Source organism: Xanthobacter aminoxidans, assembly GCF_023571765.1.
Classification (GTDB): domain Bacteria; phylum Pseudomonadota; class Alphaproteobacteria; order Rhizobiales; family Xanthobacteraceae; genus Xanthobacter; species Xanthobacter aminoxidans.
This window is the reverse complement of the sequence record NZ_JAMJXC010000025.1, coordinates 1-26460: the sequence shown is the minus strand read 5'-3', so window position 1 is coordinate 26460 and position 26460 is coordinate 1. Positions and strand designations below refer to the sequence as shown.

The following is a 26460-nucleotide window of genomic DNA, read 5'->3' as shown; positions in this document are numbered from 1 at the left end:
CGTTCCACCCCGCGAGTTATCGCATGCGTGCCCTTGGTTCAGTCTCGCCGCTCCTGCTGATCGGCCCCTCGTGGGTCGGTGACATGGTTATGGCGGCGAGCCTTGTGGACGTGCTGCGCCTGCGCGAGCCCGGCCGGCCCATCGATGTGCTGGCGCCGCCCGCCTCCCTTCCCGTCGCCCGCATGATCCCCGGCGTTCGCCGCACCATCCCGCTGGGGCTGGGCCATGGCGAACTCGGCCTGCTCGCCCGCTGGAAGGCGGGACGCGCCCTGCGCGGCGAAGGCTACGGCAAGGCCATCATCCTGCCGCGGGCGTTCAAGGCCGCCATCGTTCCGCTCGCCGCCGAGATTCCCGAGCGTGTCGGCTATCGCGCGGAGCTGCGCAGCGCCCTTCTCACCGACGCGCGCCCCGACCCCGACCGCAAGACCGCCCGCACGCTGGACCGCTTCGTCGCCCTTGGCCTGCCGCCGGGCTCCATCGCCCGCGCGCCGCGTCCGCGCCTGATGCTGCCCGATGGCGCCGTGGATGTTGCCGCCGCCAAATATCCCCTCGCCGGCGAGGGGCCGGTGATGGTGCTCTGCCCAGGTGCCGAGTACGGCCCTGCCAAACGCTGGCCGGCGGCGAAGTTCGCGGCGCTTGCCGCACTGGCGGTGAAGGACGGCTATCGCATCCGCATCCTCGGCTCGCCCAAGGATGCCGAAGCCGCGCGCGCCATCGAGGAGACGGCCGGCGTGCCGGTGGACAATCTCGTCGGCCGCACCACCCTCATCGAGGCCGCCGCCATCCTCGCGGGGGCGGACGTGGTGATTTCCAACGATTCCGGGCTGATGCACATCGCCGGCGCCTTCGACCGCAGGCTGGTGGTGATCTACGGCGCGTCGTCCGAGAAGATGACGCCCCCGGCCTCGCCCTTCGCCCGGGTGGTCTCCCGCGATTTGCCGTGCCGGCCCTGCCACAAGCGGGAATGCCCGCTCAAGACGCTGGCGTGCCTTGAAGGCATCGCCGCCGAGGACGTGCTGGCCGCGGCCGAGCAAATGCGCCGATGAAGCTGCTGCTGGTGAAGCTGTCGTCGCTGGGGGATGTGGTCCACACCTTCCCCGCGCTGACGGACGCCGCCGCCCGCGTGCCCGGGCTGACGGTGGACTGGGCGGTGGAGGAGGCTTTCGCGCCGGTCGCCCGGCTCCATCCCGCCGTCCGCCGCACCATCACCGTTCCGCTCCGCCGCCTGTCGCGCCGGCCGCTCGCTGCGCTTTCGGGTGGGGAGGCAATGCGCGTGCGGTCTGCGCTGGCGGCCGAGCCCTACGATCTCGTCATCGACGGTCAGGGGCTGATGAAGAGTGCTGCCGTCGCGGCGCTCGCCCGCGGCCCGCGCCACGGCTTCGACCGGGCGAGCGCGCGCGAAGGGCTGGCCAGCCTGCTCTATGGCACGCGCCATCATGTGCCCGAGGTGGAGCACATGGCGGTGCGTCTTCGGAAGCTGTTCGCGGCGGCGCTCGGCTATGGGCTCGACGATCTGCCCGCCGACACGGGGCTGCGGCCCGCCCCCGGCGGCGTGCCCTATCTCGTCTTCCTGCACGGCACCACGTGGCCGACCAAGACCTGGACCCTCGACGGCTGGCGCGCCTTGGCGGCGCTGGCGGGGGTGGAGGTGCGCCTGTTCGCCCACGGCGCCGAAGAGCGCGCCCGCGCCGAGGCCATCGCTGCCGGGCAGGACAATGTGCGCCTGCTGCCGCCCCAGGGGCTGGAGGGGCTCGCCCCTGAGATCGCCGGGGCAGCGGGCGTGGTGACGGTCGACACCGGCCTCGGCCATCTTGCCGCGGCCTACGGGGTACCGACCGTCGGTCTCTATGGACCCACCAACTCGGTGCTCACCGGCCTGTTCGGCCCCTGCGTCACGGAACTGAAGGCACGGCGCGATTGCGCGCCCTGCGAGAAGGCCCGCTGCCGCATCGCGCCCGAGACCATCGAGGGGCCGCCCTGCCTTTCCGACATCTCCGCCGCCGAGGTCTGGCAGGCGCTCGGCAGACTGGGCGCGGCAACCTGATACTGGCGTTTCGGCCACGGTCGAGATGGACAAGGTGTCGGCGTGTGTGGCACATCCTGCGCCCGGTGGAACGGATGGGATGCCCGCTATGACCCGATCGGTGGCGTTGAGTCGTGACCTTCTGCTCGTCACCGGCGGCGCGGGCTTCATCGGCTCCAACATCGCCCGCGCGGCGGCGGAAGACGGCTATCGCGTGGTCGTGGCCGACTGGCTGGAAGACGGCCCCAAATGGCGCAACATCTCCGACATCCCGCTCCATGACGTCATCCGTCCCGAGACGATCAACGACTTCGTGGAGAAGGAAGGCGGGCGGCTGGCCGCGGTGGTGCACATGGGCGCCATTTCCGCCACCACCGAACGCGACGCCGACAAGATCGTCGCCCGCAACATCCGCGCGACGCTCGACCTCTGGGACCTGTGCGCACGCAAGGCGCTGGGCCTGATCTTCGCCTCCTCGGCCGCGACCTATGGCGACGGCACCTCGGGCTTCCGCGATTCCGAGGCGGGGGCCGATCTCGCCGCGCTCGCGCCGCTCAATCCCTATGGCTGGTCCAAGCTGTTCGTGGATCGCCGCATCATGGCTGATATCGCCGAAGGGCGGCCCCGGCCGCCCCAGTTTGCCGGCCTGCGCTTCTTCAACGTCTATGGCCCCGGTGAGGCCCACAAGGGCGACATGCGCTCGGTGGTGCATAAGATCTATCCGAACGCCGAGGCGGGGGAGAGCGTGACGCTCTTCAAGTCCCACGACCCGCGCTATACGGATGGCGGGCAATTGCGCGACTTCGTCTATGTGGGCGACTGCGTGGAAGTGGTGCGCTGGCTGCTGGAGAGCCCGGACGTGTCCGGCATCTTCAATGTGGGCACCGGCGAGGCGCGCTCCTTCGCGGATCTCGCGACGGCAGTGTTCACCGCGCTCGGCAAAGAGCCGAACATCACCTACGTGGACATGCCGGAGAGCCTGCAGAAGGCCTACCAGTATTTCACCCAGGCCGACGTCTCCAAGCTGCGCGCGGCGGGCTTCACCCGGCCGTTTACGTCGCTTGAGGACGGCGTTTCGGCCTATGTGAACCGCCATCTGAAGCCGCGCAACACCGCAGGGTGAGGGGCGGGGCGGCTCAGCCGCTCCGGTGCTGGGACGGGCGCCCGTTTCACAAAGTCTGACACCTGAATATTGGTATAAAGGCACCTCTACGGGCAGCGGCAGCGCCGTTTTGCCCGTAACATCGCATCGGCCCGCGAATACAAGCGGTCGCGCCCAGCTGTAAGCGCTTGCAGCGTTGCCGGTCAACGCCTCGAGAGGAAGGGCAGGGGCTGGAGCGCCCTTGCCGAGCCAACACCAGCAGACATCACGGAACAACGGAGTGCGGGAGGGGAGGGCACGTCTCTCCCGTCACTGGGCGGGCTGTTGGCATTGGCAGGAATATTTTCCCTTAATCAAAAAATCATTATTTATCAATATGATATTGGAATAAGTGGATGTGTTAATGTAATATGTTAAGAGGTATTAAAAAACCACATACTATCAGATTTATTCATTAATTTATTGATTTTTATAATGAAATACAAGTTTCGCGTGACGCCCCTTGCGTCCAGCCATGAAAGTTAACGTTAAATATTAACCATAAATAACTGATTTATATGAAAAATATCATTCTCTTAAAGTGATTTGGAGTGCGCCCGACCCGCCAGACGGGGTCGCGAAGCTTTCCCTGCCTCGTCCGGCCGATCGGGATGGGAGGGGCGCGGCGGTGGTGTTGGCGGAGGTATCCCCGCGCCTGGCATTCACCGTGGCGTCGGTTTGCGGGCGGGGAACCCATGCCTATAGTCGCGGCTGTTTCGCCGGCGGTGGCGGGGAGGAGACGTGATGAGACTGTGCCGGACCGGCCGCGCAAGCCGCGCCTCACACCGGTGCCTCGGCGTGCCGGCCATGGTGCGCGCCTGATGGCGGGGGCTGCTTCGGCCTGCGATCTCGTTCTCGTCCTCGGCGGCGCCCGCTCCGGCAAGAGCCGGTTCGCGGAAGGCGAGACCGTGCGCCATGCCGGCCCCTGGACCTATGTCGCCACGGCCCAGCTCGGCTATGGCGGCCAGCCTGACCCCGAGATGGAGGCGCGCGTCGCGCAGCATCGCGGCCGAAGGGGCGAGGGGTGGGAGACGGTTGAGGCGCCGTTCGATCTCGCCGCCGCGCTTGGCGCGCTTCCGCCGCATCGGCCGGTGCTGGTGGATTGCCTCACCCTCTGGCTCACCAACCATCTCCTCGCCGACCACGACCTCGACGCCGAGGCGGCGGCGCTGGACGCCGCCCTTGCCGCCCGGCCGGGGCCGACCATCTGCGTCGCCAATGAGGTCGGCTTCGGCATCGTCCCCGACAATGCGCTGGCCCGCCGCTTCCGTGACGCCGCCGGCCTCCTCAACCAGCGCCTCGCCGTCCGCGCCCGCAAGGTGGTGCTGGTGGTGGCCGGCCTGCCCCTGACCGTGAAGGAAGTGACGCCGTGAGCGATCCCGTCCCCCCGTCCTCCGTCGATGAGACCGCCGCCGCCCGCCACCGCGCCAAGATGGAAAAGCGCAAGGCGGTGCAGGACAAGGAGGTGGCCGAAAAGACCATCGAGAAGGGCCTGCTCGTCGTCCATACCGGCCCCGGCAAGGGCAAGAGCACGGCGGCCTTCGGCCTTGCGTTGCGGATGCTGGGGCGTGGCGGACGGGTCGGCGTGGTCCAGTTCATCAAGGGGGCCTGGCAGACGGGCGAGCAGGACGCCTTTCAGGCCTTCGGTGATCGCGTGAGCTGGCACACCATGGGCGAGGGCTTCACCTGGGAGACGCAGGACCTCGCCCGCGACAAGGCCGCCGCCGCCCGCGCCTTCGGCAAGGCCCGCGAGCTCATGGCGGACGAGACCATCTCCCTCCTCATCCTTGACGAACTCAACATCGCCCTGCGCTACGATTATCTCGACCTCGCCGAGGTGGTGGCCACCCTCACGGCGCGGCGCCCCGGCTTGCACGTGGTCGTCACCGGACGCAATGCGAAGCCCGAGCTTCTCGCCGCCGCCGATCTCGTGACGGAGATGGGGCTGGTGAAGCACCATTTCGCCGCCGGGGTGAAGGCGCAGGCGGGCATCGAGTTCTGATGGCCCGCGCCCTCATGTTCCAGGGCACCGGCTCGGATGTGGGCAAGTCCCTCATCGTCGCCGGCCTCGCCCGCGCCTTCACGATGCGCGGTCTCAAGGTGCGGCCGTTCAAGCCGCAGAACATGTCCAACAATGCCGCGGTGACGGCGGACGGCGGGGAGATCGGCCGGGCGCAGGCGCTTCAGGCGCGGGCCGCGCGGGTGCGCGCGAGCGTGCATATGAACCCGGTGCTGCTGAAGCCGCAGGGTGAGACCGGCGCGCAGGTGGTGGTGCAGGGGCAGGTCCACAGCACGGCCAAGGCCGCCGCCTACCAGTCCCTCAAGCCCACGCTCATGCCGGCCGTGCTGGACAGTTTCGCCCGGCTCAAGGGCGAGGCCGACCTCGTGCTGGTGGAAGGGGCGGGCAGCGCCTCCGAGGTCAATCTGCGCGCTGCCGACATCGCCAACATGGGCTTCGCGCGGGCGGCGGACGTGCCGGTGGTGCTCATCGGCGACATCGACCGGGGGGGCGTCATCGCCAGCCTTGCCGGGACAAAGGCGGTGATCGACCCGGCCGACGCGGCCATGATCCGCGGCTTCATCGTCAACCGCTTCCGGGGAGACCCGGCGCTGTTCGCCTCCGGCATGGATCTGATCGCGCGTCTCACCGGCTGGGAGGCGCTGGGCCTCGTGCCGCACTTTCCCGATGCGGCCCGCCTGCCGGCGGAAGATGCGCTCGCCCTGTCCGCGCCGCCGCCGCCCAAGGCCGGGGCGCGGCTGCGCATCGCCGTGCCGATCCTGCCCCACGTCTCCAATTTCGACGATCTCGATCCGCTCGATGCCGAGCCGGGCGTCGAGGTGCGCCGCGTCCGCCCACATGAGAGCCTGCCGCTCGATACCGATCTGGTGCTGCTGATCGGCTCCAAGGCCACCATCGCCGACCTCACGGCACTGAAGGCCGGGGGCCTCCACCACGATATCCTTGCCTTCGCCCGGCGCGGCGGGGCAGTCATGGGTTTGTGCGGCGGCTACCAGATGCTGGGGCAGACCATTGCCGATCCCGAGGGCGTGGAGGGCGAGGCCCGGATCGCCCGCGGCCTCGGCCTGCTCGACGTCCACACGGTGCTGACCGGCGAGAAGCGGCTTGAGGAGGTGCGCGGCACCGCCGAGGGCGCACCCTTCCACGGCTATGAGATGCACATGGGCGCAACCCACGGCGCCGATTGCGAGCGGCCGTTCGGCCATCTCGCGAATGGGCGGCCGGAGGGCGCGCGCTCCGCCTCGGGCCGCGTTGCCGGCACGTATGTGCATGGCCTGTTCGCCTCCGATGTCTTCCGCGCCGCCGTGCTCGGCCGGCTGGGCGGGGCGGGCGGCGGCATCGCCTATGAGGACGGTGTTGAGGCAACGCTGGATGCGCTCGCGGCCCATCTCGCCGCCCATCTCGACCTCGATCGTCTGCTGGCGCTGGCGCGCTGAGCCCTCAAACCAGTAGGGTCACGCCCGCGCCGGCCAGCACCAGCAGGATCATCAGGGCGTCCGCGCGACGGTAGACCTTCAGCGCCATGCGCACGTCTTGCGCTGTCGCCTCGCGCCGGCCGTCGCCCATGTAAGCGTCCTGCGTGAGCACGCCGGCATAGACCTTCGGGCCGTTCAGTCGCAGCCCGAGCGCGCCGGCCATGGCCGCCTCCGGCCAGCCGGCGTTGGGGGAGCGGTGGCGCGGGGCGTCGCGCAGCATGGCCCGATAGGAATGGCGGGGATGGGCGCCGGGCGTCAGTGCCGCGCCGGCGATGATGAGCATTCCCGCAAGGCGCGAGGCCGGCAGGTTCACGTAATCGTCCGCCCGCGCGGCCGCCCAGCCGAAGGCCGCATGACGCTCGGTGAGATGCCCGATCATGCTGTCGGCTGTGTTGAGCGCCTTGTAGGCGGCGCCCCCTGCAAGGCCTGCCACGCTCAGCCAGAGGGTCGGGGCCACCACGCCGTCGGAGAAATTCTCCGCAAGGCTCTCGATGGCGGCGCGGGCGACGCCCGAGGCGTCCAGCGTCTGCGGATCGCGGCCCACGATATGGCCGACGGCTTCGCGTGCGGCATCAAGGCTGCCGGTCTCCAGTGCGTCGGCAACCCGCGCCACATGCCAGTGCAGGGAGCGCTGCGCGATGAGGCTGGACCCTGCCAGCCCAAGGATGAGCAGCCCGAAGGGGAGGGCACGCAGAGCCACCTCCAGCGCGAGGGCCGGGAGGGCGGCCGCCGCGAGCACCAGTGCTACCGTAACGACACCCATCAGGCGCCGCCGGCCGGGGGCGAATCCCGGCCGGTTGAGCCGGTGATCCAGTGCAAGGATGAGGCGGCCGATCCAGATCACGGGATGGCCGATCCGCCGCACGAGTCCGGCCGGATACCCCAGCAGGGCCTCGAAAAGGACCGCCAGTGCCGCAAGCTCGAACGTCATTCTCTCCCCCGCTACCGCACTGCGGTAAATTATTGCACGGCTTCACGTCTGTGTGTCTTGTTGTTGTTGCGCTGCAACTAAAAGATCGCCAGAATCGAACTTGTGCGTTATATTAGGGGCTTGCCAGTGGTTCGTGCGGGGGCATTGACACCAGCAGGGATGTTGCGGACATGACGATGCTGAAGATCCGCCCGAACAGCACCGTGACAGAACACTATCGCGACCCGGCCATTCCGCTCGTCCCGGACCATATGCGCATCTATGCCGTCGGCGATGTCCACGGCCGTCTCGACCTGCTCACCGCGCTCCAGGCCGCTATCGACGAGGACATGGCCGCTCACCCCGGCCCGGACTGCGTCGAGGTCTATCTCGGCGACTATGTGGACCGTGGCGCGCAATCGTCCGGCGTGCTGGATGCCTTGATGCAGCGGCAGAAGGACCACAAGGCCATCTGCATCTCCGGCAACCATGAAGCGGTGATGCTCGAATCCCTGCTGTCGCAGGAGTCCTTCTCGCGCTGGCTGCGCATGGGCGGGCTTGAGACCGTCTTCTCCTATGTGCGTCCCGCCGCCGGTGCGGACGAGGCCCGGCTCTGGAACGAGTGGCGCGCCGCCGTGCCCGCCGAGCACATCTCGTTCCTGCGCCAGCTCACCAGTTATTTCGTCTGCGGCGACTACGCGTTCGTCCACGCCGGCCTGCGCCCGGGCATCCCGCTGGAAGAGCAGAGCCGCGAGGACATGATGTGGATCCGGCGGGAGTTCCTGGATCATCCGGACTGGTTCGGCCACTGCATCGTTCACGGGCACACGCCCATGAAGGACCCGGAAGTTCTGAGCAACCGGATCAACATCGACACCGGCGCCTATGCCACCGGCCATCTGACCTGCCTGGTGCTTGAGGGCGCGGACCGCTTCCTCATCGCAACCTGAGCGCGACGGTGGCGCTGCATTGCAAGCGTGCGTGCGTGTTGAGTCGCGGCTGCGTCGCCGCTTGCAAAAAGCGAGACTAGCAGCCCATTGGCAGCATTAACCTTTTCCCCTCGATCCAGCCCTACCTAAGTACGGTTTTTCATGTGGCCGATGAGCCACAGAGGCGGTGGAAGCGGCGTCGTTGAGCCATTTCCGTGCTGCCCTGCAATATGCTCTCCTGCCCCCTCGTGTTAGGTAGAAGCACGCATCCCACGGGGGTTCTGGCAGTGCTTTTTGCCACCGAAAATTGGCTTGGACGGTTCCGTCGCGTGACGGGGATGGCCGTATCGGTCGCCGTGTCCGTCGCATTGGCCGGCTGCAATCTCCTTCCCGCATCCGGGCCCTATTCGGTCGAGGTGACCAACCCCTCGGCGCAGGACACGGACGGCCTGAGCTACAAGCTCGTGCCGCTGACCGCCCAGGTGGTCAGCGTGCTCTCGACGATGGACTCCCAGGGCCTGATCGGCACGTTCCGCAACGATCGCCGTCCGGTGCCGGACATCAAGATCGGCGTCGGCGACATCATCGGCGTGTCGATCTTCGAAGCCTCCTCGGGCGGCCTCTTCATCCCTGCCGAGGCGGCCTCGCGCGCCGGTAATTTCGTCGACATCCCCACCCAGACGGTGGACGTCAACGGCAACATCTCCGTGCCCTATGCCGGGCAGGTGAGGGCGGCCGGCCTGCAGCCCGCGCAGGTGGAGAAGGAAATCGTCGATCGCCTGCGCAATCGCGCCATCGAGCCCCAGGCGGTGGTCTCGGTGAAGTCCCAGCGCTCCAATTCGGTGACGGTCATCGGTGAAGTGAGCGCGCCGGTGCGCTTCCCCCTCACCCCCACGGGTGAGCGCGTGCTTGACGCCGTGAGCCGCGGCGGCGCCACCTCCAGCAAGGGCTACGACCTGTTCGTGACCCTGCAGCGCGGCGGCCGCGAGGCGACCATCAGCTTCAACCGGCTGGTGCGCGAGCCCGCGAACAACGTCTATCTGCAGCCCGAAGACACCATCTACATCTTCAGCCGCCCACGGACCTTCCTGGCCTTCGGCGCGACCGGCAAGCAGGGGCAGTTCAACTTCGACAACGACGCCATCAGCCTCAGCGAGGCGGTGGCCAAGGCGTCGGGCCTCGTGGATGCGCAGGCGGACCCGCAGTCGGCCTTCCTGTTCCGCATCGAGAACCGCACCACGCTGGAGCGGATGGGTGTGGATGTCTCGAACCTCCCCGAGAAGCGGATCGCCACCATCTACCAGGTGAACTTCCGCGAGCCGACGGGCTACCTGCTCTCCACCAAGGTGCCCATGCGGGACAAGGACGTCCTTTACATCGGCAACGCCGGTTCGGTGGAACTCACCAAGTTGCTGAACCTCGTGCTCCTCGGCGCGCTGACCGTGGAAAGCATGTCCAGCACCAACAACAACCTTTACGGCCTGAACTGAGGATTTCCGCCGCCACAAGGGCGGCGGCACCTCTCCAGACAAGAAAATGCCCCGGCCGGTGCCGGGGCATTTTCTTTTTCAGTGTGATTTTTGGCGGTGTCACTTGGCGGGAGGCGCTCGGCCGGCGATTTTGCGTGGCGGTGAGCGGGCGCGCTATGATCCGTTCCCGGTGGGCGAAACGGCTCCGCGACATACCGCGTTGGAAGGGTCAGGGCGCGATGTTCATTGCCTTCTTCGAGGCGCTCAAGGCCGCAGGCGTGCCGGTCTCGGTGCGGGAATATCTCACCCTCATGGAGGCCATGGACCGCGACGTGGCCGGCCGGCAGGTGGACGCCTTCTACTATCTCGCCCGCGCGAGCCTCGTGAAGGACGAGCGCCACCTCGACCGTTTCGACCAGGTGTTCGGCCGCTGCTTCAAGGGGCTTGAGCAGGCGCTGGGCGAAGAGGGGCAGTCCATCCCCGAGGAGTGGCTGCGCAAGCTCGTCGAGAAGCACCTCACCGACGAGGAGAAGGCGCAGATCGAGGCCATGGGCGGCCTCGACAAGCTGATGGAGACGCTCAAGAAGCGGCTCGAGGAGCAGAAGGGGCGCCATCAGGGCGGCTCCAAGTGGATCGGCACCGCCGGCACCTCGCCCTTCGGCGCCTATGGCTACAATCCCGAGGGCGTGCGCATCGGCCAGGACGGCAATCGCAACTTCCGCGCGGTGAAGGTGTGGGACAAGCGCGAGTTCAAGGATCTCGACGACGGGGTCGAACTCGGCACCCGCAACATCAAGGTGGCCCTGCGCCGCCTGCGCAAGTTCGCCCGCATCGGCGCCCCCGACGAACTGGACCTCGACGGCACCATCCGCGAGACCGCCCGCCAGGGCTATCTCGACGTGAAGCTGCGGCCGGAGCGGCGCAATGCGGTGAAGGTGCTGCTGTTCCTCGACGTGGGCGGCTCCATGGACTGGCATGTGGAGCAGGTGGAGGAGCTGTTCTCCGCCGCGCGCATGGAGTTCAAACACCTGGAGCACTTCTATTTCCACAACTGCGTCTATGAGAGCGTGTGGAGATCCAATGCCCGCCGCGCCTCCGAGCGCATCCCCCTGTTCGACGTGCTCCACACCTACGGCCACGACTACAAGCTGATCTTCGTGGGCGATGCCTCCATGAGCCCCTACGAGATCACGTTCGCCAACGGCTCGGTGGAGCACAACAATGCCGAGCCGGGGAAGCTGTGGCTGGAACGCCTGCTCACCACCTATCCCAAGGCCGTGTGGCTGAACCCCGTCCCGGAGCCTCATTGGGGCTATACGGAATCCATCCGCCTCGTGCGCCACATCCTCGAAGGCCGCATGTTCCCCCTCACCGTGCACGGCATCGACACAGCCATGCGGGAGCTGACGTGACGGCCACATATCCCGCTGGAACGATCGTCTATGCGCATCTGCCCCGCCTCGGCGGCGCGGGCGTGCGGCTGGAACTGGTGCCGGAGGCGCTGCTCTGGAGCATCGGCCCGCGCGAGGGCCGGCTCAGGCTGGCGGACATCACCTCGGTGCAATTGCGCTTCCTGCCGGCCAAGTTCGCCGCGCCGAGCTTCGAGATGGAGATCGCCGGGCGCGATGGCACGCGTCTGAAGGCGGGCTCCGCCTCGCGCATCTCCCTCACCGGCGTGCGCGACCAGCGGGAGGATTATGCGGCGTTCGTCCGGGCCCTGCACCGGGCGCTGTCCGCCTCGGCCGCGACGCCCCGCTGCCGCGGCGGATATGCGCCGCTGCGCTTCTGGATGATGGTTGCGGCCGGCCTTGCCGCGCTCGCCGGCCTCCTTGCGGTCTTCGGCTTCGCCATCCTGCAGCAGGAATGGGCCTTCGCTCTGTTCCTGGGTGCGCTGGGGGCTTTCGTGGTGTGGCCCACCGCCGAGATGATCTGGCGCAACCGGCCCGTCACCTACACACCCGAGGCGCTGCCGCGACACCTATTGCCGGCGTGAGACGACCGCTTCCTCCTCCTCCGCCTTGCGCATCAGCCCCGTGGCCACGTCCGCGAGGCGCGGGGCGGGCAAAGCGGTGAAGGGCAGCGGCCGCGTCACGGCGATGGCGGCAAGGCCGAGCCGGGCCGTGAGCAGGCCGTTGACCACGCCCTCGCCCAGCCGGGCGGAGAGGCGCGCGGCAAGGCCCTGACCGACGAGCTGCTGCACCAGCGTGTCCCCCGCCGCCATGCCGCCGGTCACGGCAAGGTGCCCGAGCACATGGCGCACGAGGCGGAACGTGCCGAGCGTGCCGGGACGCCCGCCGTAGAGATAGGCGAGCCGGCGCATCAGCGTCACGGCGCTGTAGAGCACGAAGGCGAGGTCCACCACCGCGCGCGGCGATACGGCGGTGACGACGGAGACGTTGCGGGCGGCGTCCGACACCATCTGCCGCGCCTGCGAATCCAGCGACGGCAGCAGCGTGCGCTCGGCGAGGCGCACGAGATCGGCGCCGTCGATGATGCCGGAGAGATGCCCTTCCAGATCCATGCGCGCACGGGCGAGGGTGGGCGCGTGAGAGGAGAGCTTGAGCACGTCCTTCACCACGCCTTCGGCGAGCGGCCGGTCGTCTTCGGCCAGGGCGCGCTCGGCGCGGTCGCGGATGTCGTCGAGGCGGGCCAGCCGCGAGAGCCCCGCCACCTCGCGGGCCACGATCAGCACGGCGGCGATGAGCAGGAGGGCGGTGACGCCGATGCCCACCCAGCCGAGCCACGGGGCGCGGGCATAAAGGTCTTCGACCAGCTTGCTCAGCCCCACATAGGCGGCAAGGCTCAGCACGCCGCCGAGGGCCGACCAGAACAGCCCGGCAAGGGACAGGCCCCAGCCGCGCTTCGGCTTCACCGGCACAGGAACGGGCAGGGCGGCTTCCACCTCCGCCATCTCGGGCGGGGCCAGGGTGATGTTCGCCTCGTCAAGGCGGAACACCTGCGGTCGCCGGGGGGAAGTGCGCTCGTCGCTCATTCCCTTGAGATGTCCCCGAATTGCGGCGCCCGCAAGGGCCGGGGACGCACGGCAGGGGGTATGGCCGCCGCTCACAAGCCGGCGAGCGCGGCGATGTGTGGCTTGCCCCGGCCGACGCGGGGCTTCAATAGGAGCGCAAATAGGGGCGTTCCCATCCACCAGAAGAGAGCCGCGACCCAAGAATGGCCGACGTGACCCTGCCTGCCGCCTTCCTCGCCGGCCTTGCGAGCTTCGTCTCCCCCTGCGTCCTGCCTCTGGTGCCGCCCTATTTGTGCTTTCTCGGCGGCAGCACGCTGGAGGACCTTGCCGGCGCGGAGCCGGTGAAGGAGGTGGAGCGGCGGGCGCTGGTCGGCGCGGCGCTGTTCGTCTCGGGCTTCAGCGTGGTGTTCGTGGCGCTGGGGGCGGGGGCCTCGGCCATCGGCGACCTTCTGCGCGCCCATCTCGATGTGCTGTCCATCATCGCCGGCATCGCCATCATCATTATGGGGCTGAACTTCCTCGGCGTGTTCCGCATTCACCTGCTGCACCGCACGGCGCGGGCGCATGTGCATGCGCCGACGGGGCTGTGGGGCGCCTTCGTGATGGGCCTCGCCTTCGCCTTCGGCTGGACGCCGTGCCTCGGCCCGGTGCTGGGCGCCATCCTCGCCGTGGCGGGGTCGGAGGCCACCGTCTCGAAGGGGGCGGGCCTTTTGGCCATCTACTCCCTGGGGCTGGGCGTGCCCTTTCTCGCGGCGGCGTTCGCCGTGCGGCCGTTCCTGCGCGGCCTCGTCCACATGCGCAAGATGCTCCCGATGGTGGAGAAGGCCATGGGCGCGCTGCTTGTCCTCACCGGCATCGCCTTCATGTCCGGCTGGATCGCCCATGCGAGCTACTGGCTGATCGAGACCTTCCCCTCGCTGTCCACCATCGGCTGAGGAGATTGCGCGTTCGCGGGGCTTCCGGGATACTCCGCGCCCCGAACCCTTCCTCGCGCGCCGGCGCCATGCCGGACCATCCCGCGCACGCATGAAGCCACCAGAGGCAATCCCATGAAGATCACCTGGTACGGCCACGCCGCCTTCCGGCTTGATTTCGCCGACAAGGCCGTCCTCATCGATCCCTTCTTCACCGGCAACCCCAGCTTCCGCTCCACCGTGGAGGATGCCTCGCGCGGGGTGACGCACATCCTGCTCACCCACGGCCACGGCGACCATATCGGCGACACGCTCTCGCTGGTGGAGGACGCCGCCGACGCCAGCCGGACCCTGCCGGTGGTGGCCAATCCCGAGCTGTGCGCCTACCTCTCGGCCAAGGGCGCCGGTAATGCGCCGCAGATGATGAACACCGGCGGCAAGCTCGACCTCGGCGGCTTCAGCGTGACCATGGTGCGCGCCGACCATTCCTCCGGCGGCCCGGCGGCGCCCTCCGAGTATCTCGGCAACCCCACCGGCCTCATCATCAAGGCGCCGGGCGAGCCGACCGTGTGGCACATGGCGGACACGGACATCTTCTCCGACATGGCCCTACTGTGCGAGATCCACGCGCCGAAGGTGGTGTTCATCCCCATCGGCGACCGCTTCACCATGGGGCCGGAGGTCGCCGCGCTGGCGGTGAAGCGCTTCCTGCCGGGCGTGGAGATCGTGGTGCCGATCCACTACGGCACCTTCCCCATCCTGGTGCCCGATGCCTCCGCCTTCGTCGAGGCGCTGAAGGGCCACCCCGTGAAGGTGGTGGTGCCGGAGAGCGGCGGCTCGTTCGAGGTCTGAGCGGGGAGGGGGCTTTCCCGCCCCCCATTGCGTCCCGGCGCCCGCAAGGCTAGGCCTTGCGGGATCAGAACAGGCTGAAGACAGGCCGCATGAGCGAACATACCCTGCGCACCGCCATCTATGGCGGCTCCTTCGATCCGCTCACCAACGGCCATCTGGACGTGGTGCGCTCCGCCTGCCGCCTTGCCGACCGGCTGGTGCTGGCGGTGGGCATCCATCCCGGCAAGGCGCCGCTGTTCGCCGCCGAAGAGCGGCTCGCCATGCTCCGCGAGGTGTGCGGGCCGGTGGCGGCGGAGGAGAACGCGACGCTCGAGGCAGTCACCTTCGACAATCTCATCATCACGACCGCCCAGCGGCTCGGCGCCACGCTGCTCATCCGCGGCCTGCGCGACGGCACGGACCTCGACTACGAGATGCAGATGGCCGGCATGAACGGCACGCTGGCGCCGGGCATCCAGACGGTTTTCCTGCCCGCCTCGCCCCGCGTGCGCCCCATCACCGCCACTCTCGTGCGGCAGATCGCGTCCATGGGCGGGGACGTCTCCGCCTTCGTGCCGCCGCAGGTGCTGGCGCGGCTCGATGCCAAGTTCAAGCGATAGCGCCCTCATTTGCCGCCGCGTCCATGCGGCCAAACCGCCCCGAGGCCGGGGCTTTCCGGGAGAGACCCTTATGACGCGCCTTTTCGGCCGCTTCCTCGCCGCAGCGTTCGTCGTGCTCGCCTTCGCGCTGCCGGCGGCGGCCCAGACTAAGCCGGACCCGCAGAACACGCTCTATCTCGACACGCCCTATGGCCGCGTCGTCATTGCCCTGCGCCCCGATCTTGCCCCGCAGCACGTGGAGCGGCTCAAGCTGCTGACCCGCGAGGGCTATTACAACAACGTGCCGTTCCACCGCGTCATCGACGGCTTCATGGCCCAGACCGGCGACGGCCAGTATGGCAACGGCACCGGCGGCTCCAAGTATCCGAACCTGCCGGCGGAATTCTCCAACGTGCCGTTCAAGCGCGGCGTGGTGGGCATGGCGCGCGCGTCCTCGCCCAACAGCGCCAATTCCCAGTTCTTCATCATGTTCGACGAGACCCCGAGCCTGAACGGCCAATACACCGTGGTGGGCCAGGTGGTGTCGGGCATGGAGTTCATCGACAAGATCAAGAAGGGTTCCGGCTCCAGCGGTTCGGTGTCCAACCCCGACAAGATCGTGAAGATGCAGGTCGCCGCCGACGCCAAGTGAGCACCGGCCAGAAGACACCCCCTCCGATCGGCTCAGCCGGCGGAAACGATTCCCCCGACCGGCGCCCGGTGCGCCGCCTGTGAAGGAAGAGATTGATGAGCGATGAAGTCCTGATCCTCGAAACCACCAAGGGCCCGGTGACCATTGCGTTCCGCCCCGATCTGGCCCCCGGCCATGTCGCCCGCATCAAGGAGCTGGTCTCCCAGGGCTTCTACAACGGCGTGCCGTTCCACCGCGTGATCGAGGGCTTCATGGCCCAGACCGGCGATCCGACCGGCACAGGCATGGGCGGCTCGGGCAAGAAGCTGAAGGCGGAGTTCAACGCCCAGCCCCACGTCCGCGGCACCTGCTCCATGGCCCGCGCGCAGAACCCCGATTCCGGCGACAGCCAGTTCTTCATCTGCTTCACCGACGCCCGCTTCCTCGACCGCCAGTACACGGTGTGGGGCGAGGTGATCGAAGGCATGGAGAACATCGACCAGATCAAGCGCGGCGAGCCCGTGAAGGATCCGGACAAGATCGTCACCGCCAAGCTCGCCCCCAAGGCGGCCTGAAGTTTGGCCATCAAGGCCGCTGAAAATGAGAAGGGCGCCCGCTGGGGCGCCCTTTTTCATTCGGCCTGAGCTTGCCTCAGGCCTCGTTGACCACCCGCGGGCGGCCGTTCTTGAGGTAGGGGGGCTTGGGGATAGAGGCGTGGGCCGAGCGCAGCGCGGCCGACCAGCGCTCCCGCAGATCGTGGAAATAGGGCTCGCCGGGCTCGATGCGATAGATCAGCTCGGAGCGGAGCGAATCCGGCGTCACCACCATCACGTCGATGGGCAGGCCCACCCCGAGGTTGGAGCGCATGGTGGAATCCATGGAGATGAGGCTCGATTTCAGCGCCTCGGAAATCTCCATGTCGTAGTTCACCGCGCGGTCCAGCACCGGCTTGCCGTATTTGTGCTCGCCGATCTGCAGGAAGGGGGTGTCCTGCGTGCATTCGATGAAATTGCCGGCGGAATAGACCATGTAGAGCCGCAGGCTGTCGCCGGCGATCTGGCCGCCGAGCAGGAAGGACACGTCGAAGCTGACGTTCGACTGCTCCATGAAGGCGCCGTTGACCTTGTGGACCTGGCGGATGGCGGTGCCCACGAGCTGGGCGGCCTGGAACATGGTCCGGCAGTCGCGCAGCTGCCTGCGCTCCCCGACTTCGTGATCCTCCACGCCCTCGTGCAGCATGCTCACGACCGACTGGGAGACGGACAGGTTGCCAGCCGTGGCAAGGCCCAGCACGTGATGGCCCGGCTCCTCGAAGATGTGGAGCTTGCGGAAGGTGGAAATGTTGTCGAGGCCCGCATTGGTCCGCGTGTCGGCGATCAGCACCAGACCGTCCCGGACCAGAACCCCACAGCAATACGTCATCGCCTGTCCCCAAATTGGCGGGGGGACTATAGCGACCCGCCCGTGAGCCGGGCAACCGGGCGGATGATGTCGCGTGGGAAAGAGGGGGAACGGAAGCGTGAGGCCGCCTTGGGCCTTCAGTCCTGCTCTTCCTCCAAGCACCGCCGGAAGGGGCCGAGCTCGGTCAGTACGGCCGAATCCTCCTCCACATGGGTGCGCTCGCGCTCCAGATACTGCGCGACGGCCCCCGCGAGGCCCTGGTGCACGATGTAGTGAGCGGAATAGGTGGCCTTGGGCAGATAGCCCCGCGCCAGCTTGTGCTCGCCCTGCGCGCCGGCCTCCACCACCTTGAGGCCGGTGGCGATCGCATAGTCGATGGCCTGATGGTAGCAGACCTCGAAATGCAGGAAGGGGTGGTGCTCCACCGCGCCCCAGTAGCGGCCATAGAGCGTCTCGGCGCCGATGAAGTTCAGGGCGCCGGCGATGTAGCGCCCGTCCCGCCGCGCCATCACCAGCAGGATCTGGTCGGCCATCCGCTCGGCGGCGCGCTGGAAGAACTGGCGGTTGAGATAGGGCGTGCCCCATTTGCGGCCGCCGGTGTCGAGATAGAACATGAAGAAGGCGTCGAAGGCCTCTTCCGTCAGGGTCTTGCCGGTGAGCCACTCGATGGAGATGCCCTCCGCGATGGCCTCCCGCCGCTCCTTCTTCAGCGCCTTGCGCTTGCGCGAGGCGAGTTCGGCGAGGAAATCGTCGTAGGTGGCGTAGCCCGAATTGGTCCAGTGAAACTGCCGGTCGGTGCGCTTGAGGAAGCCGAGGGATGCCAGCTCCTCCCATTCCTCCTCGGTGGAAAAGGTCACATGGGCCGAGGAGGCGCCGCGCAGCCGCACCAGCTGCTTGATGCCGGCGCCCAGCGCCAGCCGGCCCACCGGATCGTCGGGATCCTTCAGAAGGAGGCGCCGGCCGGTGACGGGGGTGAAGGGCACCGCCACCTGCACCTTGGGGTAATATTCGCCGCCGGCCCGCATATAGGCGTCGGCCCAGCCCTGATCGAAGACGTATTCGCCGCGCGAATGGGACTTCAGATAGGCGGGGCAGACCGCCGCGGCCTTGCCGTCCGGCCCGTCGAGCACGAGGTGCTGCGGCAGCCAGCCGGTGCGCGCGGCGGCGCAGCCGGATTCCTCCAGAGCGGAGAGGAAAGCGTGGCTCACAAACGGTTCGGGGCGGGCCGCCCCACCCGCCGCGCAGGCGTCCCATTCGGCCGCCTTGATCTCGGACAGGTTGGGCAGGATGCGGATGTGGGCGTCGGGCATCGAGCTTAAGTGTGCATTGCGGCAGAGCCTGACCACCGCGACAGGACGCCGCAGATTTACGCCCCTATCCCTGCGGCGTGAAGCCCTCGAAGACGATCTGGTCGGCCCCTGCCAGCGCGCGGGCGGCCTCATTCGGGCTGCGAACCGTCCAGGCGGTCACGGGCACGCCGCGCGCGCGGGCCGCGATCAGCGCCGGATGCTCCAGATCGGTGAAGTGATAGGTGATGAAATCGTAGCCGCTGGAGGCATGGTGATCCATGTCCGCCAGCATCCGCGCGCGCTCGGGCGTCATGCCCGGCCAGTGGGCGCCGTCATAGCGGGCCTGGGCGATGATGCCGCGCGGAATGTGCGGCGCCCGGGCCTTCGCCTCGGCCAGCATCTGCGGGTCGAAGGAGATCAGCGCGACCTTGCCGCCATAGCCCTTGAGCACCTCCACCGCCCGCGCCACCAGCCGCGTGTCGCCGGAAAATGCGCTCTTGATCTCGATGAAGAGTGGCACCCGCCCGCCGACGCGGGCGAGGAAGTCGGCGAGCGTGGGAATCGTGTCCGGCGTGCCCGCCAGCGCCGTGCGCCCCAGTTCCGCAGCGCTGAGCGCCGAGACCGCGCCCTTGGCCGCCGTGAGGCGATCAAGGGTGAAGTCGTGGAACACCACGGCCTCGCCATCGGCGCTGATCTGGATATCCAGCTCAATGGGATAGCCCGCGTCGGCCGCCGCCTCGGCGGCCGACAGGGCGTTCTCGATGATGCCGCGCGCCTTGTCGTGCAGGCCGCGATGGGCGACCGGGCGGGCGGTGATCCAGCTCAGGTCTCCCATGGGTCTCTCCGCTCAGGCGATCTCGACGATGGCTTCGACTTCCACCGAGGCATCGAAGGGGAGGCCCGAGACGCCCACGGCCGAGCGCGCATGTCGGCCCTTGTCGCCCAGCGCCTCGACGAAGAAGTCCGAGCAGCCGTTGACGACCTTGGGATGGTCGGTGAAGTCGCCCGTGGCATTGACGAAGCCGACGAGCTTCACGATCCGCACCACCTTGTCGAGGTCGCCGATGGCGGCCTTCACCTGGGCGAGGATGTTGATGGCGCAGAGCTTCGCGGCAGCCTGTCCGGCTTCGATGCTGACGCCGGCGCCGAGCTTGCCGGTGGCGATCTTGCCTTCACCGTCGATGGAAACCTGCCCGGAAATGAACAGCAGGTTGCCGGTGCGCACCGCCGGCACATAATTGGCGATGGGCGGCTTGGGGCTCGGCAAAGTGATTCCGAGTTCGGCGAGCTTCTTTTCGACGGATGAAGTCATGATGGCCTCCTGCCATATGCAGCGCGCAATTAAGCCATCCTCTTCGCCGAAGAGCCGCGCCGGCGCAAGCAACGCGATAAGCGGGCGGCACGCATGCGTTGTCCGCGCCGGACGCCCGGAAGGAGTTGAGACATGACCAAGCATTTGCGCCTCGCCGCGGCGACGATGGCCGGCCTGTGGTGCTTCTCCGCGCTGCCCGCCGGCGCGGTGAACCTGCTGCCGCACAAGGCGACCTACCGCCTCTCCCTCGACGGCTCCAAGCCCTCGGGCCAGCTCGAGGAGATGAACGGCGAGATTCGCTACGAGATCACCGGCGACGCCTGCGCCGGCTACACCACCGTCACCAGCCAGCAGAGCGCCGCCTCCACCGGTGGCGAACCGCTGCGGCAGACCGTCACCTCCAAGGCCTGGGAGGACGGCACCGGCAAGACCTATCGTTTCCTGGCGACCACCCAGGGCGGCGACGACGACGGGCTGGAGCTTGAGGCCAATGTCGAGCGGCAGGAGCCGCCGGCCCTGCGGGTCGTCGTCACCAAGCCCGAGTCGGCCACCTTCACCCTCAAGGGCGACATCCTGATGCCCACCGAGCACGTGAAGAAGGTGCTGGCCGCGGCCGCGGCCGGGGAAAGCGTCTATCAGGCCAAGGTCTATGACGGCGCGACCGACCCGCAGAAGGTGTTCGACACGCTGGCCGTCATCGGCCGTCCCAGCACCGACGAGACCCGCCTCGCGGCGCCCGCCAAGGCGACGCTCGCCGGGCGCACTTTCTATCCCGTCACCATCAGCTATTTCGACGAGGGCGGCGTGGATCGCACGCCCGCTTATGTCATGAGCTTCTCGCTCTATGACAATGGCGTCGTCGGCAGCCTCAAGATCGACTATGGCCGCTTCGCCCTGGTCGGCGCCATGGCCTCGTTCGAGGCGCTGAACCCGCCCGGCGCCTGCACGGAATAGGCGCCCATGCGCTATGTCCATGTGATGCTGCGCGGGCGGGTGCAGGGGGTCGGCTATCGCGCCTGGTGCGCGCGGGAGGCGGAGGGGCGCGGTCTCCTCGGCTTCGCGCGCAACCGCCGTTCCGGTGCCGTGGAGGCGGTTTTCGCAGGTCCGCCGGACGTGGTCGAGGCCATGCTCGCGGCGTGTCGCGCCGGCCCGGCCGGTGCCCGCGTCGATGAAATGCTGGTGCATGAGGTCTCCGAGGCGGCGCTGGCCGCCGGCGGGCGCGAGCGCTTCATCGTGCTCGAAACCCTCTAGTTTTCCCCGGCCGTTCCGGCATCGCTGGCCGCCGCAGCCCCGCGCCCCACGCGGTGGCGCAGCAGGCGGCACGCCGGTATAGAGGCGCTGATGAGGAGTGCCCCGTGACCGACACTTATCTCGACAGGGATGCGTCCGCGCCCGCAGCGGCTGGCGCGCAGGGGGCCGTTCCCTTCTGGGCCCGGCCCGAAGGCGTCGCCTTCATCGTCGGCCTCTGGATGGTGCTGCATGCGGTCATCGCGGTGGTGTTCGAGATCGCGGTGAACGCGGACGACGCCATCGAGAGCTACATGGTGCAGTCGCTGCAGCTGTCGTACGTCCCGCGCAACCCGCCGCTGTTCGACTGGCTCCTGTGGGCCCTGCAGCGGGTGCTCGGCGTCGGCACCCTGTCCTTCGCGGTGCTGCGCTACACGCTGCTGTTCGCCTGCGCCATGCTGGTCTACCGGGTGGCGCGGCGGATGATCGCCGATCCGCGTCTGCAAGCGCTCGCCACCTTCTCGCTCTCGTTCATCTGGGTGCTCGGCTATCACAGCCATCGCATCCTGACCCATTCCAACGTGATGATCGTCGCCATCGCCGGCGCCTTCCTCACGGTGATGGCTTTGAGCCGCCATCGCAGCCTTGGCCTTTATGCCGGGCTCGGCCTGTGGATTGCCGCCGGCACGCTCGGCAAGTTCGGCTTCGTGGCCTTCATCGGCGTGCTGCTGGTGGCCTGCCTGCTGGAGCCGACGTACCGGAAGGTGATTCTCGACCCCCGCCTTCTCGTCACGTTCGTGGTGGCGGCGGTGCCCCTCGGCATCTACGGCTTTGCCCTCTGGCACTACGGCCAGAACGTGGCCGAGGCCACGGCCCAGACCATCGGCATCACCGGCGCGGGATGGGACGCGGTGGTCTCCACCATGGTCGGTGCCCTGTTCGGCTATGTGCTGCCTTTGGTGCTGGTCGTCGCGCTGGTGTTCCTTCCCTACAATCGCGGCGATGGGGCCACGCCCGACGCCCCCGAGCGGGGCGCGGCACGGCGCGTGCTGCGGTCCATCATCGTCATTGGCATCGTCGTCACTTTCGCCTCGACGCTGGCCATGGGCACCGCGAGCCTGCGCGACCGCTATTTCCACGTCTTCCTGCTGCTGCTGCCGGTCTATCTGTTCGCCGAGCTGGAACGGCTCGGCGGCTGGCGTCCGCGGATGTGGATCTATCTCACCCTGCTGGCGGTGGTCAGCGGCGGCATCATGATCTCGCGGATGGTGGTGCCCCTGTGGCCCGATCCGCGGCTGTGCGGGCGCTGCATCGCGGCCGAGCCGCTCTACAAGCTCCAGGTGGCGGTGGCGAACAAGCTCGGCGACGCGCCGACCCTCGTGGCCGACGACCGCACGTCCGCCGGCCGGCTCAGGGCGGCCATTCCCGGCGCGCGGGTCGTCATCGTGCGCGAGAACCAGTACCGGCCGCCGTCCCGCCCCACCACCGGCTGCGCCCGCGTCACCGGTATCTTCAACGGCCTGCCCAAGCTGCTCCTGCCGCCGGCGGATCAAAATACCATCGAAGTGTCGGTGAAATGGTGGTCCCCGTGGATGAATCCCCACCGCTGGAGCGACTGGCAGATGACCATTCTCCCGCCGGACGATCCGCTGTGCCGGTGACGCCCGAGCCCGGCGGCCTCCAGATCCGCGAGGCCCGCACCGAGGACCTTCCCGCGCTGGTGGCGCTATTCGCCTCCGACACGCTGGGCGGCCACGGCGACACAACCGCCCCGGAGGCGCTGGATCACTATCGCGCCGCCTTTGCCGCCATCGCGGACGATCCGCGGGCGCGCCTTTACGCGGCAGAACTGGACGGGCGTGTCGTGGGCACGTTCCAGCTGATGTTCGTGACCAGCCTGCCGGGGCGTGGAGCAAAGCGGGCGCTTATCGAGGCGGTGCAGGTGGACGAAAGCCTGCGCGGCCGGCGCATCGGCGAGGCCATGGTGCGCTTCGCCATCGACAAGGCCGCTGCGGAAGGCGCGGCGACGCTCGCGCTCACCTCCAGCAAGCTGCGCACCGACGCGCACCGATTCTACCGCCGGCTCGGCTTTTCGAACTCCCACGAGGGCTTCAAGATCGTTCTGGCCTAGGAGGCGGGCGCCTTCGGTGGTCCCCCCTTGCCCCGACACCGGGGGGTGTCTACGTCTTACCGAAGCGGCGGCACAGGCCGCAGGGAGGGCATGATGGCCGCAGTCGAGTCTTCGCCGATCGAGCTTTATTACTGGCCGACGCCTAACGGCTACAAAATCAGCATCATGCTTGAGGAGTGCGGGCTTCCCTATACGGTGAAGCTCGTGAACATCGGCAAGGGCGACCAGTTCCAGCCCGACTTCCTCGCCATCTCCCCGAACAACAAGATGCCCGCCATCGTCGATCCCGACGGCCCCGGCGGCGCGCCCATCTCGGTGTTCGAGTCGGGTGCCATTCTCCAGTATCTCGGCCGCAAGACCGGGCAGTTCTACCCCTCCGACGAACGCAAGCGGGTCGAGGTGGAGCAGTGGCTGTTCTGGCAGATGGGCGGCCTCGGCCCCATGGCCGGGCAGGCGCACCACTTCCGCATTTACGCGCCGGAAAAGATTCCCTACGCGGTCGAGCGATATACCAACGAGGTGCACCGGCTCTACGGCGTCATGAACACGCGCCTGAAGGACCGGGAGTATCTCGCCGGCGACTATTCCATCGCCGACATCGCCTGCATCGGATGGGCCAAGCTGTGGGAGCGGCAGGGCCAGCACATCGAGGAATTTCCCCACCTCAAGGCGTGGCTGGAGCGCGTGCTCGCCCGGCCCGCGGTGCAGCGGGGCCTTGCGGTGAACCAGGAGGAGCGCGCCAAGCACGACCTCTCGAAGGACAAGGAAGCCCAGAGCATCCTGTTCGGCCAGCGCGCCCGCACCTGAGGGCAGCCCGGATCGCGCGACCTCGCGGACGTACCACACACGCCATTGGGGGGCGCGATGCAGAAGGATTTCCGGGCCGACCTCGCGCACGCTGGGGCGTTGCATCGGGAGGGGCGCCTCGATCAGGCGATCCCCATCTACCGTGCGATCCTGCGCGACGCGCCGAATTCCTTCGAGGTCGCGCGCCTGCTCACGCTGGCGCTTCTCCAGTCCGGCCGGCCCAAGGAGGCCCACGCGGTCGCGCGCAAGGCGCGGGACGGCCACAAGTCCAACCCGCACGCCCAGCTCATCATGGGCGCGGTCTATCAGGCCGAGGAGAAGTGGGACCGCGCCCTCGGCGCGTTCGAGAAATCGGCTGAACTCGATCCGGGCCTCTCGGAGGCCCACTATCTCGCGGCCAACACACTGGCGCGGCTCGATCGCCTCGAAGAGGCGGTGGCCCGCTATGACCGGGTTCTGGAGATCGACGCAAAATCGGTCGAGGCACGGGCCAACCGCTCGGTTGCCTTGCAGCGGCTCGGCCGGGCGGAGGCCGCGCTGAAGGATCTCGACATCCTCATCTCCCAGCGTCCGGGCGAGGCGCGATTCTGGACGGACAAGGCGTCGACGCTCTTTGCACTCGATCGCCAGAGCGAGGCGGCCAATGCCGCGACGCAGGCGATCCGGCTCGCCCCAAGGGCAGGGGAGGGCTACGTCATCAAGGGCCGGAGCCTCATGGCCAGCGGGCAGCTGCGCGAGGCGCGCGACTGCTTTCTCGCTGCCTTGGAGCGAGACCCCAAGGACATGAAGGCGCGCGAAGTGCTCGTTTTCGTGCTGCGGCATCTGGAGGAGTTTCCCGCCGCCCTCGCGCAATGCGACCTCGCGCTCGCGCAATCGCCCGAGGCGGCTCTTTTCCGTGGGCACCGGGCCGAGGTGCTCCGGGCGGAAGGAGATTTCGCCGGTGCGCTGGCCGATGTGGAGCGCGCCATCGCCATCGATCCCGGCCTTGCACCGGCTCATGTGACGCGCGCCCGGCTGTTCGCCGATCTTGGCCGGACGGAGGAGATCCGTCCGGCCCTGGACGCAGCCCTTGAATTGGATCCCCAGGAGCCCAACGGCCGTTTCATGACCGCGGCCGATGAACTCGCGCGCGGGCGCTGGGAGCGGGGATGGGCCGCCTACGAATCGCGCGAGCACCTTCTGCCTCCGCCCTACCGGCCGCTGGATTTCATCCGGTGGGATGGGCAGGAGCGGCCGGAACTGCTGGTGGTCGTCGGTGAACAGGGCATCGGAGATGAGCTGCTTTTCGGCCGGCTGGTGCGGTTGCTGGCCGACGGCGGCATCCGCACGGTGCTGCTGACGCGTCCCGGGCTGGTGCCGCTGATGCGGAACCTCGACGCGCGTGTGACCGTGGTGGGCAACCTCTCGGAGATCGACACCACACAGCCGGGCGTGCGCTGGATTCCAGCCGGCAGTCTGCCGCTCCTGCTCCAGCCGGATCCCACGAAATGGCCGGCGGCGCCTTATCTCACGGCACCGGCCGATCGCATCGCGAAGTGGAGATGGGTGCGGGAGGAGGGGACGTTTACGATCGGCATCAACTGGCAGGGCAACCCGTCACGGGCTGTCGACGTGGGCCGCTCCATTCCATTGGCGGAGTTCGAGCCGCTGGCCAGACTGCCGGGCGTCCGACTCGTGAGCCTCCAGCATGGAGAGGGCACCGAGCAGCTTCGGCAGGTGCCGTTTGCCGACTCGATCTTCCAGCTCGGCAACGGCTTCAACGCGGACGGTATTTTCCTCGATACGGTCGGCGTGCTCCACCACCTCGATCTGGTCGTCTCAAGCGACACGGCGCTGATCCATCTCTGCGGTGCGCGGGCCTTCCCTGCATTTGCGGCTTTGCGGGCTGTGCCCGACTGGCGTTGGGGATATTCCGGCGAACGCAGTGTGTTCTTTCCCAGCGTGCGCCTGTTCCGGCAGACCAAAGCGGGAGATTGGGGAGGCGTGTTCGACGCGTTGGCGGCCGAGATTCGCGCCATGGTGTGAATCCCCCGTCCCTTGCACCCTTTCGGGCCGCCCAAGGCGTGAGGGTTCCGGTGCAGCCCCGCACGTTTGACGGGGAGAAGCTCACATGCCGGTAGCCGGCACGCCTTGCAAAGGTCGCAGCGGTCCGGCATAGGAGGGGAGCGCTGGAGACGTGGCCGAGAGGCTGAAGGCACTCGTTTGCTAAATGAGCAGACCCCCAAAAGGGTCTCGAGGGTTCGAATCCCTCCGTCTCCGCCACTTCAGTCCCTGAGTGGGCACTGCGCTTACGCCGCCGCCCGACACCAGCGCCTGAAGCAGCTGGGTCTTCGATCCCATGATCCGAACCTCGCCGTCCGCGACCTCGACACGCTGGGCT

The 26460-nt window shown here is 68.1% G+C and carries 27 protein-coding genes and 1 tRNA gene; 22 read left to right on the top strand and 6 right to left on the bottom strand.

Annotation, left to right across the window (positions count from 1 at the left end; all coding sequences use genetic code 11):
* Nucleotides 1–23 precede the first annotated feature (23 nt).
* The 6 genes from waaF (at nt 24) to EJ105_RS24745 (ending at nt 6620) form a co-directional block, all read left to right on the top strand.
* Complete coding sequence (gene waaF / locus EJ105_RS24770) at nt 24–1046, top strand: lipopolysaccharide heptosyltransferase II (RefSeq protein WP_250168425.1); 1023 nt, start codon at nt 24–26, stop codon at nt 1044–1046.
* Nucleotides 1043–2044 carry a lipopolysaccharide heptosyltransferase I gene (waaC, locus tag EJ105_RS24765; protein WP_250168424.1) on the top strand — a complete coding sequence of 334 codons (1002 nt, stop codon included), beginning with the start codon at nt 1043–1045 and terminating at the stop codon, nt 2042–2044. Before waaF ends, waaC begins: the two co-directional genes overlap by 4 nt.
* 88 nt (nt 2045–2132) lie before the next feature.
* Nucleotides 2133–3146 carry an ADP-glyceromanno-heptose 6-epimerase gene (gene rfaD, locus EJ105_RS24760; protein WP_250168423.1) on the top strand — a complete coding sequence of 338 codons (1014 nt, stop codon included), beginning with the start codon at nt 2133–2135 and terminating at the stop codon, nt 3144–3146.
* An 839-nt stretch (nt 3147–3985) separates the two neighbouring features.
* Entirely contained in the window at nt 3986–4537 is a 552-nt protein-coding gene (gene cobU, locus EJ105_RS24755) for a bifunctional adenosylcobinamide kinase/adenosylcobinamide-phosphate guanylyltransferase (protein WP_250168422.1), read from the top strand.
* Nucleotides 4534–5166, top strand: a complete 633-nt coding sequence (cobO, locus tag EJ105_RS24750; protein ID WP_394042826.1) for a cob(I)yrinic acid a,c-diamide adenosyltransferase — start codon at nt 4534–4536, stop codon at nt 5164–5166. The genes cobU and cobO overlap by 4 nt, the downstream gene beginning before the upstream one ends.
* Nucleotides 5166–6620 carry a cobyric acid synthase gene (locus tag EJ105_RS24745; RefSeq protein ID WP_250168421.1) on the top strand — a complete coding sequence of 485 codons (1455 nt, stop codon included), beginning with the start codon at nt 5166–5168 and terminating at the stop codon, nt 6618–6620. The genes cobO and EJ105_RS24745 overlap by 1 nt, the downstream gene beginning before the upstream one ends.
* Before the next feature lie 4 nt (nt 6621–6624).
* Here the strand turns inward: EJ105_RS24745 and cbiB are convergent, their stop codons facing one another.
* On the bottom strand, nt 6625–7590 hold the full coding sequence (gene cbiB, locus EJ105_RS24740; protein ID WP_250168420.1) for an adenosylcobinamide-phosphate synthase CbiB: 966 nt from the start codon (nt 7588–7590) through the stop codon (nt 6625–6627).
* A 170-nt stretch (nt 7591–7760) separates the two neighbouring features.
* Between cbiB and EJ105_RS24735 the strand changes: the two genes are divergently transcribed.
* The 4 genes from EJ105_RS24735 (at nt 7761) to EJ105_RS24720 (ending at nt 11960) form a co-directional block, all read left to right on the top strand.
* Nucleotides 7761–8519 carry a metallophosphoesterase family protein gene (locus EJ105_RS24735; RefSeq protein ID WP_245272260.1) on the top strand — a complete coding sequence of 253 codons (759 nt, stop codon included), beginning with the start codon at nt 7761–7763 and terminating at the stop codon, nt 8517–8519.
* Nucleotides 8520–8836: 317 nt separating this feature from the next.
* Nucleotides 8837–9988 carry a polysaccharide biosynthesis/export family protein gene (locus EJ105_RS24730; protein WP_250168419.1) on the top strand — a complete coding sequence of 384 codons (1152 nt, stop codon included), beginning with the start codon at nt 8837–8839 and terminating at the stop codon, nt 9986–9988.
* A gap of 218 nt (nt 9989–10206) precedes the next feature.
* Nucleotides 10207–11379, top strand: coding sequence for a vWA domain-containing protein (locus EJ105_RS24725; protein ID WP_250168418.1), 1173 nt, complete (start codon nt 10207–10209; stop codon nt 11377–11379).
* Nucleotides 11376–11960 (top strand): hypothetical protein, encoded by a 585-nt coding sequence (locus EJ105_RS24720; protein WP_250168417.1) that lies wholly within the window; start codon nt 11376–11378, stop codon nt 11958–11960. The genes EJ105_RS24725 and EJ105_RS24720 overlap by 4 nt, the downstream gene beginning before the upstream one ends.
* Here the strand turns inward: EJ105_RS24720 and EJ105_RS24715 are convergent.
* On the bottom strand, nt 11946–12959 hold the full coding sequence (locus tag EJ105_RS24715; RefSeq protein WP_250168416.1) for a YcjF family protein: 1014 nt from the start codon (nt 12957–12959) through the stop codon (nt 11946–11948). The genes EJ105_RS24720 and EJ105_RS24715 overlap by 15 nt on opposite strands.
* 182 nt (nt 12960–13141) lie before the next feature.
* On the opposite strand from EJ105_RS24715, the gene EJ105_RS24710 reads away from it, so the two are divergent.
* The 5 genes from EJ105_RS24710 to EJ105_RS24690 all read left to right on the top strand — a co-directional run bounded on the left by EJ105_RS24710 (nt 13142) and on the right by EJ105_RS24690 (nt 16488).
* The gene (locus EJ105_RS24710) at nt 13142–13873 is read left to right on the top strand and encodes a cytochrome c biogenesis CcdA family protein (RefSeq protein ID WP_250168415.1); all 732 of its coding nucleotides are present in this window, start codon (nt 13142–13144) and stop codon (nt 13871–13873) included.
* Nucleotides 13874–13987: 114 nt separating this feature from the next.
* Complete coding sequence (locus EJ105_RS24705) at nt 13988–14704, top strand: metal-dependent hydrolase (protein ID WP_024279475.1); 717 nt, start codon at nt 13988–13990, stop codon at nt 14702–14704.
* Between the two features lie 89 nt (nt 14705–14793).
* Nucleotides 14794–15303 carry a pantetheine-phosphate adenylyltransferase gene (gene coaD, locus EJ105_RS24700; RefSeq protein WP_250168414.1) on the top strand — a complete coding sequence of 170 codons (510 nt, stop codon included), beginning with the start codon at nt 14794–14796 and terminating at the stop codon, nt 15301–15303.
* A gap of 70 nt (nt 15304–15373) precedes the next feature.
* A complete protein-coding gene (locus EJ105_RS24695) occupies nt 15374–15934 on the top strand; it encodes a peptidylprolyl isomerase (RefSeq protein ID WP_250168413.1) in 561 nt (186 codons plus the stop codon).
* 95 nt (nt 15935–16029) lie between these two features.
* Complete coding sequence (locus EJ105_RS24690; protein ID WP_029558129.1) at nt 16030–16488, top strand: peptidylprolyl isomerase; 459 nt, start codon at nt 16030–16032, stop codon at nt 16486–16488.
* A 76-nt stretch (nt 16489–16564) separates the two neighbouring features.
* Here EJ105_RS24690 and EJ105_RS24685 read toward each other — a convergent pair whose 3' ends face one another.
* The 4 genes from EJ105_RS24685 to EJ105_RS24670 all read right to left on the bottom strand — a co-directional run bounded on the left by EJ105_RS24685 (nt 16565) and on the right by EJ105_RS24670 (nt 19915).
* Complete coding sequence (locus tag EJ105_RS24685) at nt 16565–17335, bottom strand: proteasome-type protease (RefSeq protein ID WP_024279471.1); 771 nt, start codon at nt 17333–17335, stop codon at nt 16565–16567.
* Between the two features lie 116 nt (nt 17336–17451).
* Nucleotides 17452–18624 carry a GNAT family N-acetyltransferase gene (locus EJ105_RS24680; RefSeq protein ID WP_250168412.1) on the bottom strand — a complete coding sequence of 391 codons (1173 nt, stop codon included), beginning with the start codon at nt 18622–18624 and terminating at the stop codon, nt 17452–17454.
* A gap of 64 nt (nt 18625–18688) precedes the next feature.
* A complete protein-coding gene (locus EJ105_RS24675; protein ID WP_250168411.1) occupies nt 18689–19438 on the bottom strand; it encodes a glycerophosphodiester phosphodiesterase family protein in 750 nt (249 codons plus the stop codon).
* A 12-nt stretch (nt 19439–19450) separates the two neighbouring features.
* Nucleotides 19451–19915: a RidA family protein gene (locus tag EJ105_RS24670; protein WP_029558132.1), complete on the bottom strand. Its 465-nt coding sequence runs from the start codon at nt 19913–19915 to the stop codon at nt 19451–19453.
* A 132-nt stretch (nt 19916–20047) separates the two neighbouring features.
* Here EJ105_RS24670 and EJ105_RS24665 point away from each other — a divergent pair, with 132 nt between their 5' ends.
* From EJ105_RS24665 to EJ105_RS24635, 7 genes are all read left to right on the top strand, one after another.
* Nucleotides 20048–20869: a cell envelope integrity EipB family protein gene (locus EJ105_RS24665; protein ID WP_051679189.1), complete on the top strand. Its 822-nt coding sequence runs from the start codon at nt 20048–20050 to the stop codon at nt 20867–20869.
* 6 nt (nt 20870–20875) lie between these two features.
* Nucleotides 20876–21166 (top strand): acylphosphatase, encoded by a 291-nt coding sequence (locus EJ105_RS24660; RefSeq protein ID WP_250168410.1) that lies wholly within the window; start codon nt 20876–20878, stop codon nt 21164–21166.
* Between the two features lie 104 nt (nt 21167–21270).
* A complete protein-coding gene (locus tag EJ105_RS24655; protein ID WP_250168409.1) occupies nt 21271–22803 on the top strand; it encodes an ArnT family glycosyltransferase in 1533 nt (510 codons plus the stop codon).
* The gene (locus tag EJ105_RS24650; RefSeq protein WP_394042833.1) at nt 22800–23273 is read left to right on the top strand and encodes a GNAT family N-acetyltransferase; all 474 of its coding nucleotides are present in this window, start codon (nt 22800–22802) and stop codon (nt 23271–23273) included. Before EJ105_RS24655 ends, EJ105_RS24650 begins: the two co-directional genes overlap by 4 nt.
* 93 nt (nt 23274–23366) lie before the next feature.
* Nucleotides 23367–24080, top strand: coding sequence for a glutathione binding-like protein (locus EJ105_RS24645; protein ID WP_024279463.1), 714 nt, complete (start codon nt 23367–23369; stop codon nt 24078–24080).
* Between the two features lie 57 nt (nt 24081–24137).
* Nucleotides 24138–26105 (top strand): tetratricopeptide repeat protein, encoded by a 1968-nt coding sequence (locus EJ105_RS24640; RefSeq protein WP_250168407.1) that lies wholly within the window; start codon nt 24138–24140, stop codon nt 26103–26105.
* A 145-nt stretch (nt 26106–26250) separates the two neighbouring features.
* Nucleotides 26251–26342 (top strand) — tRNA-Ser (locus EJ105_RS24635).
* The last annotated feature ends 118 nt before the right edge of the window (nt 26343–26460 follow it).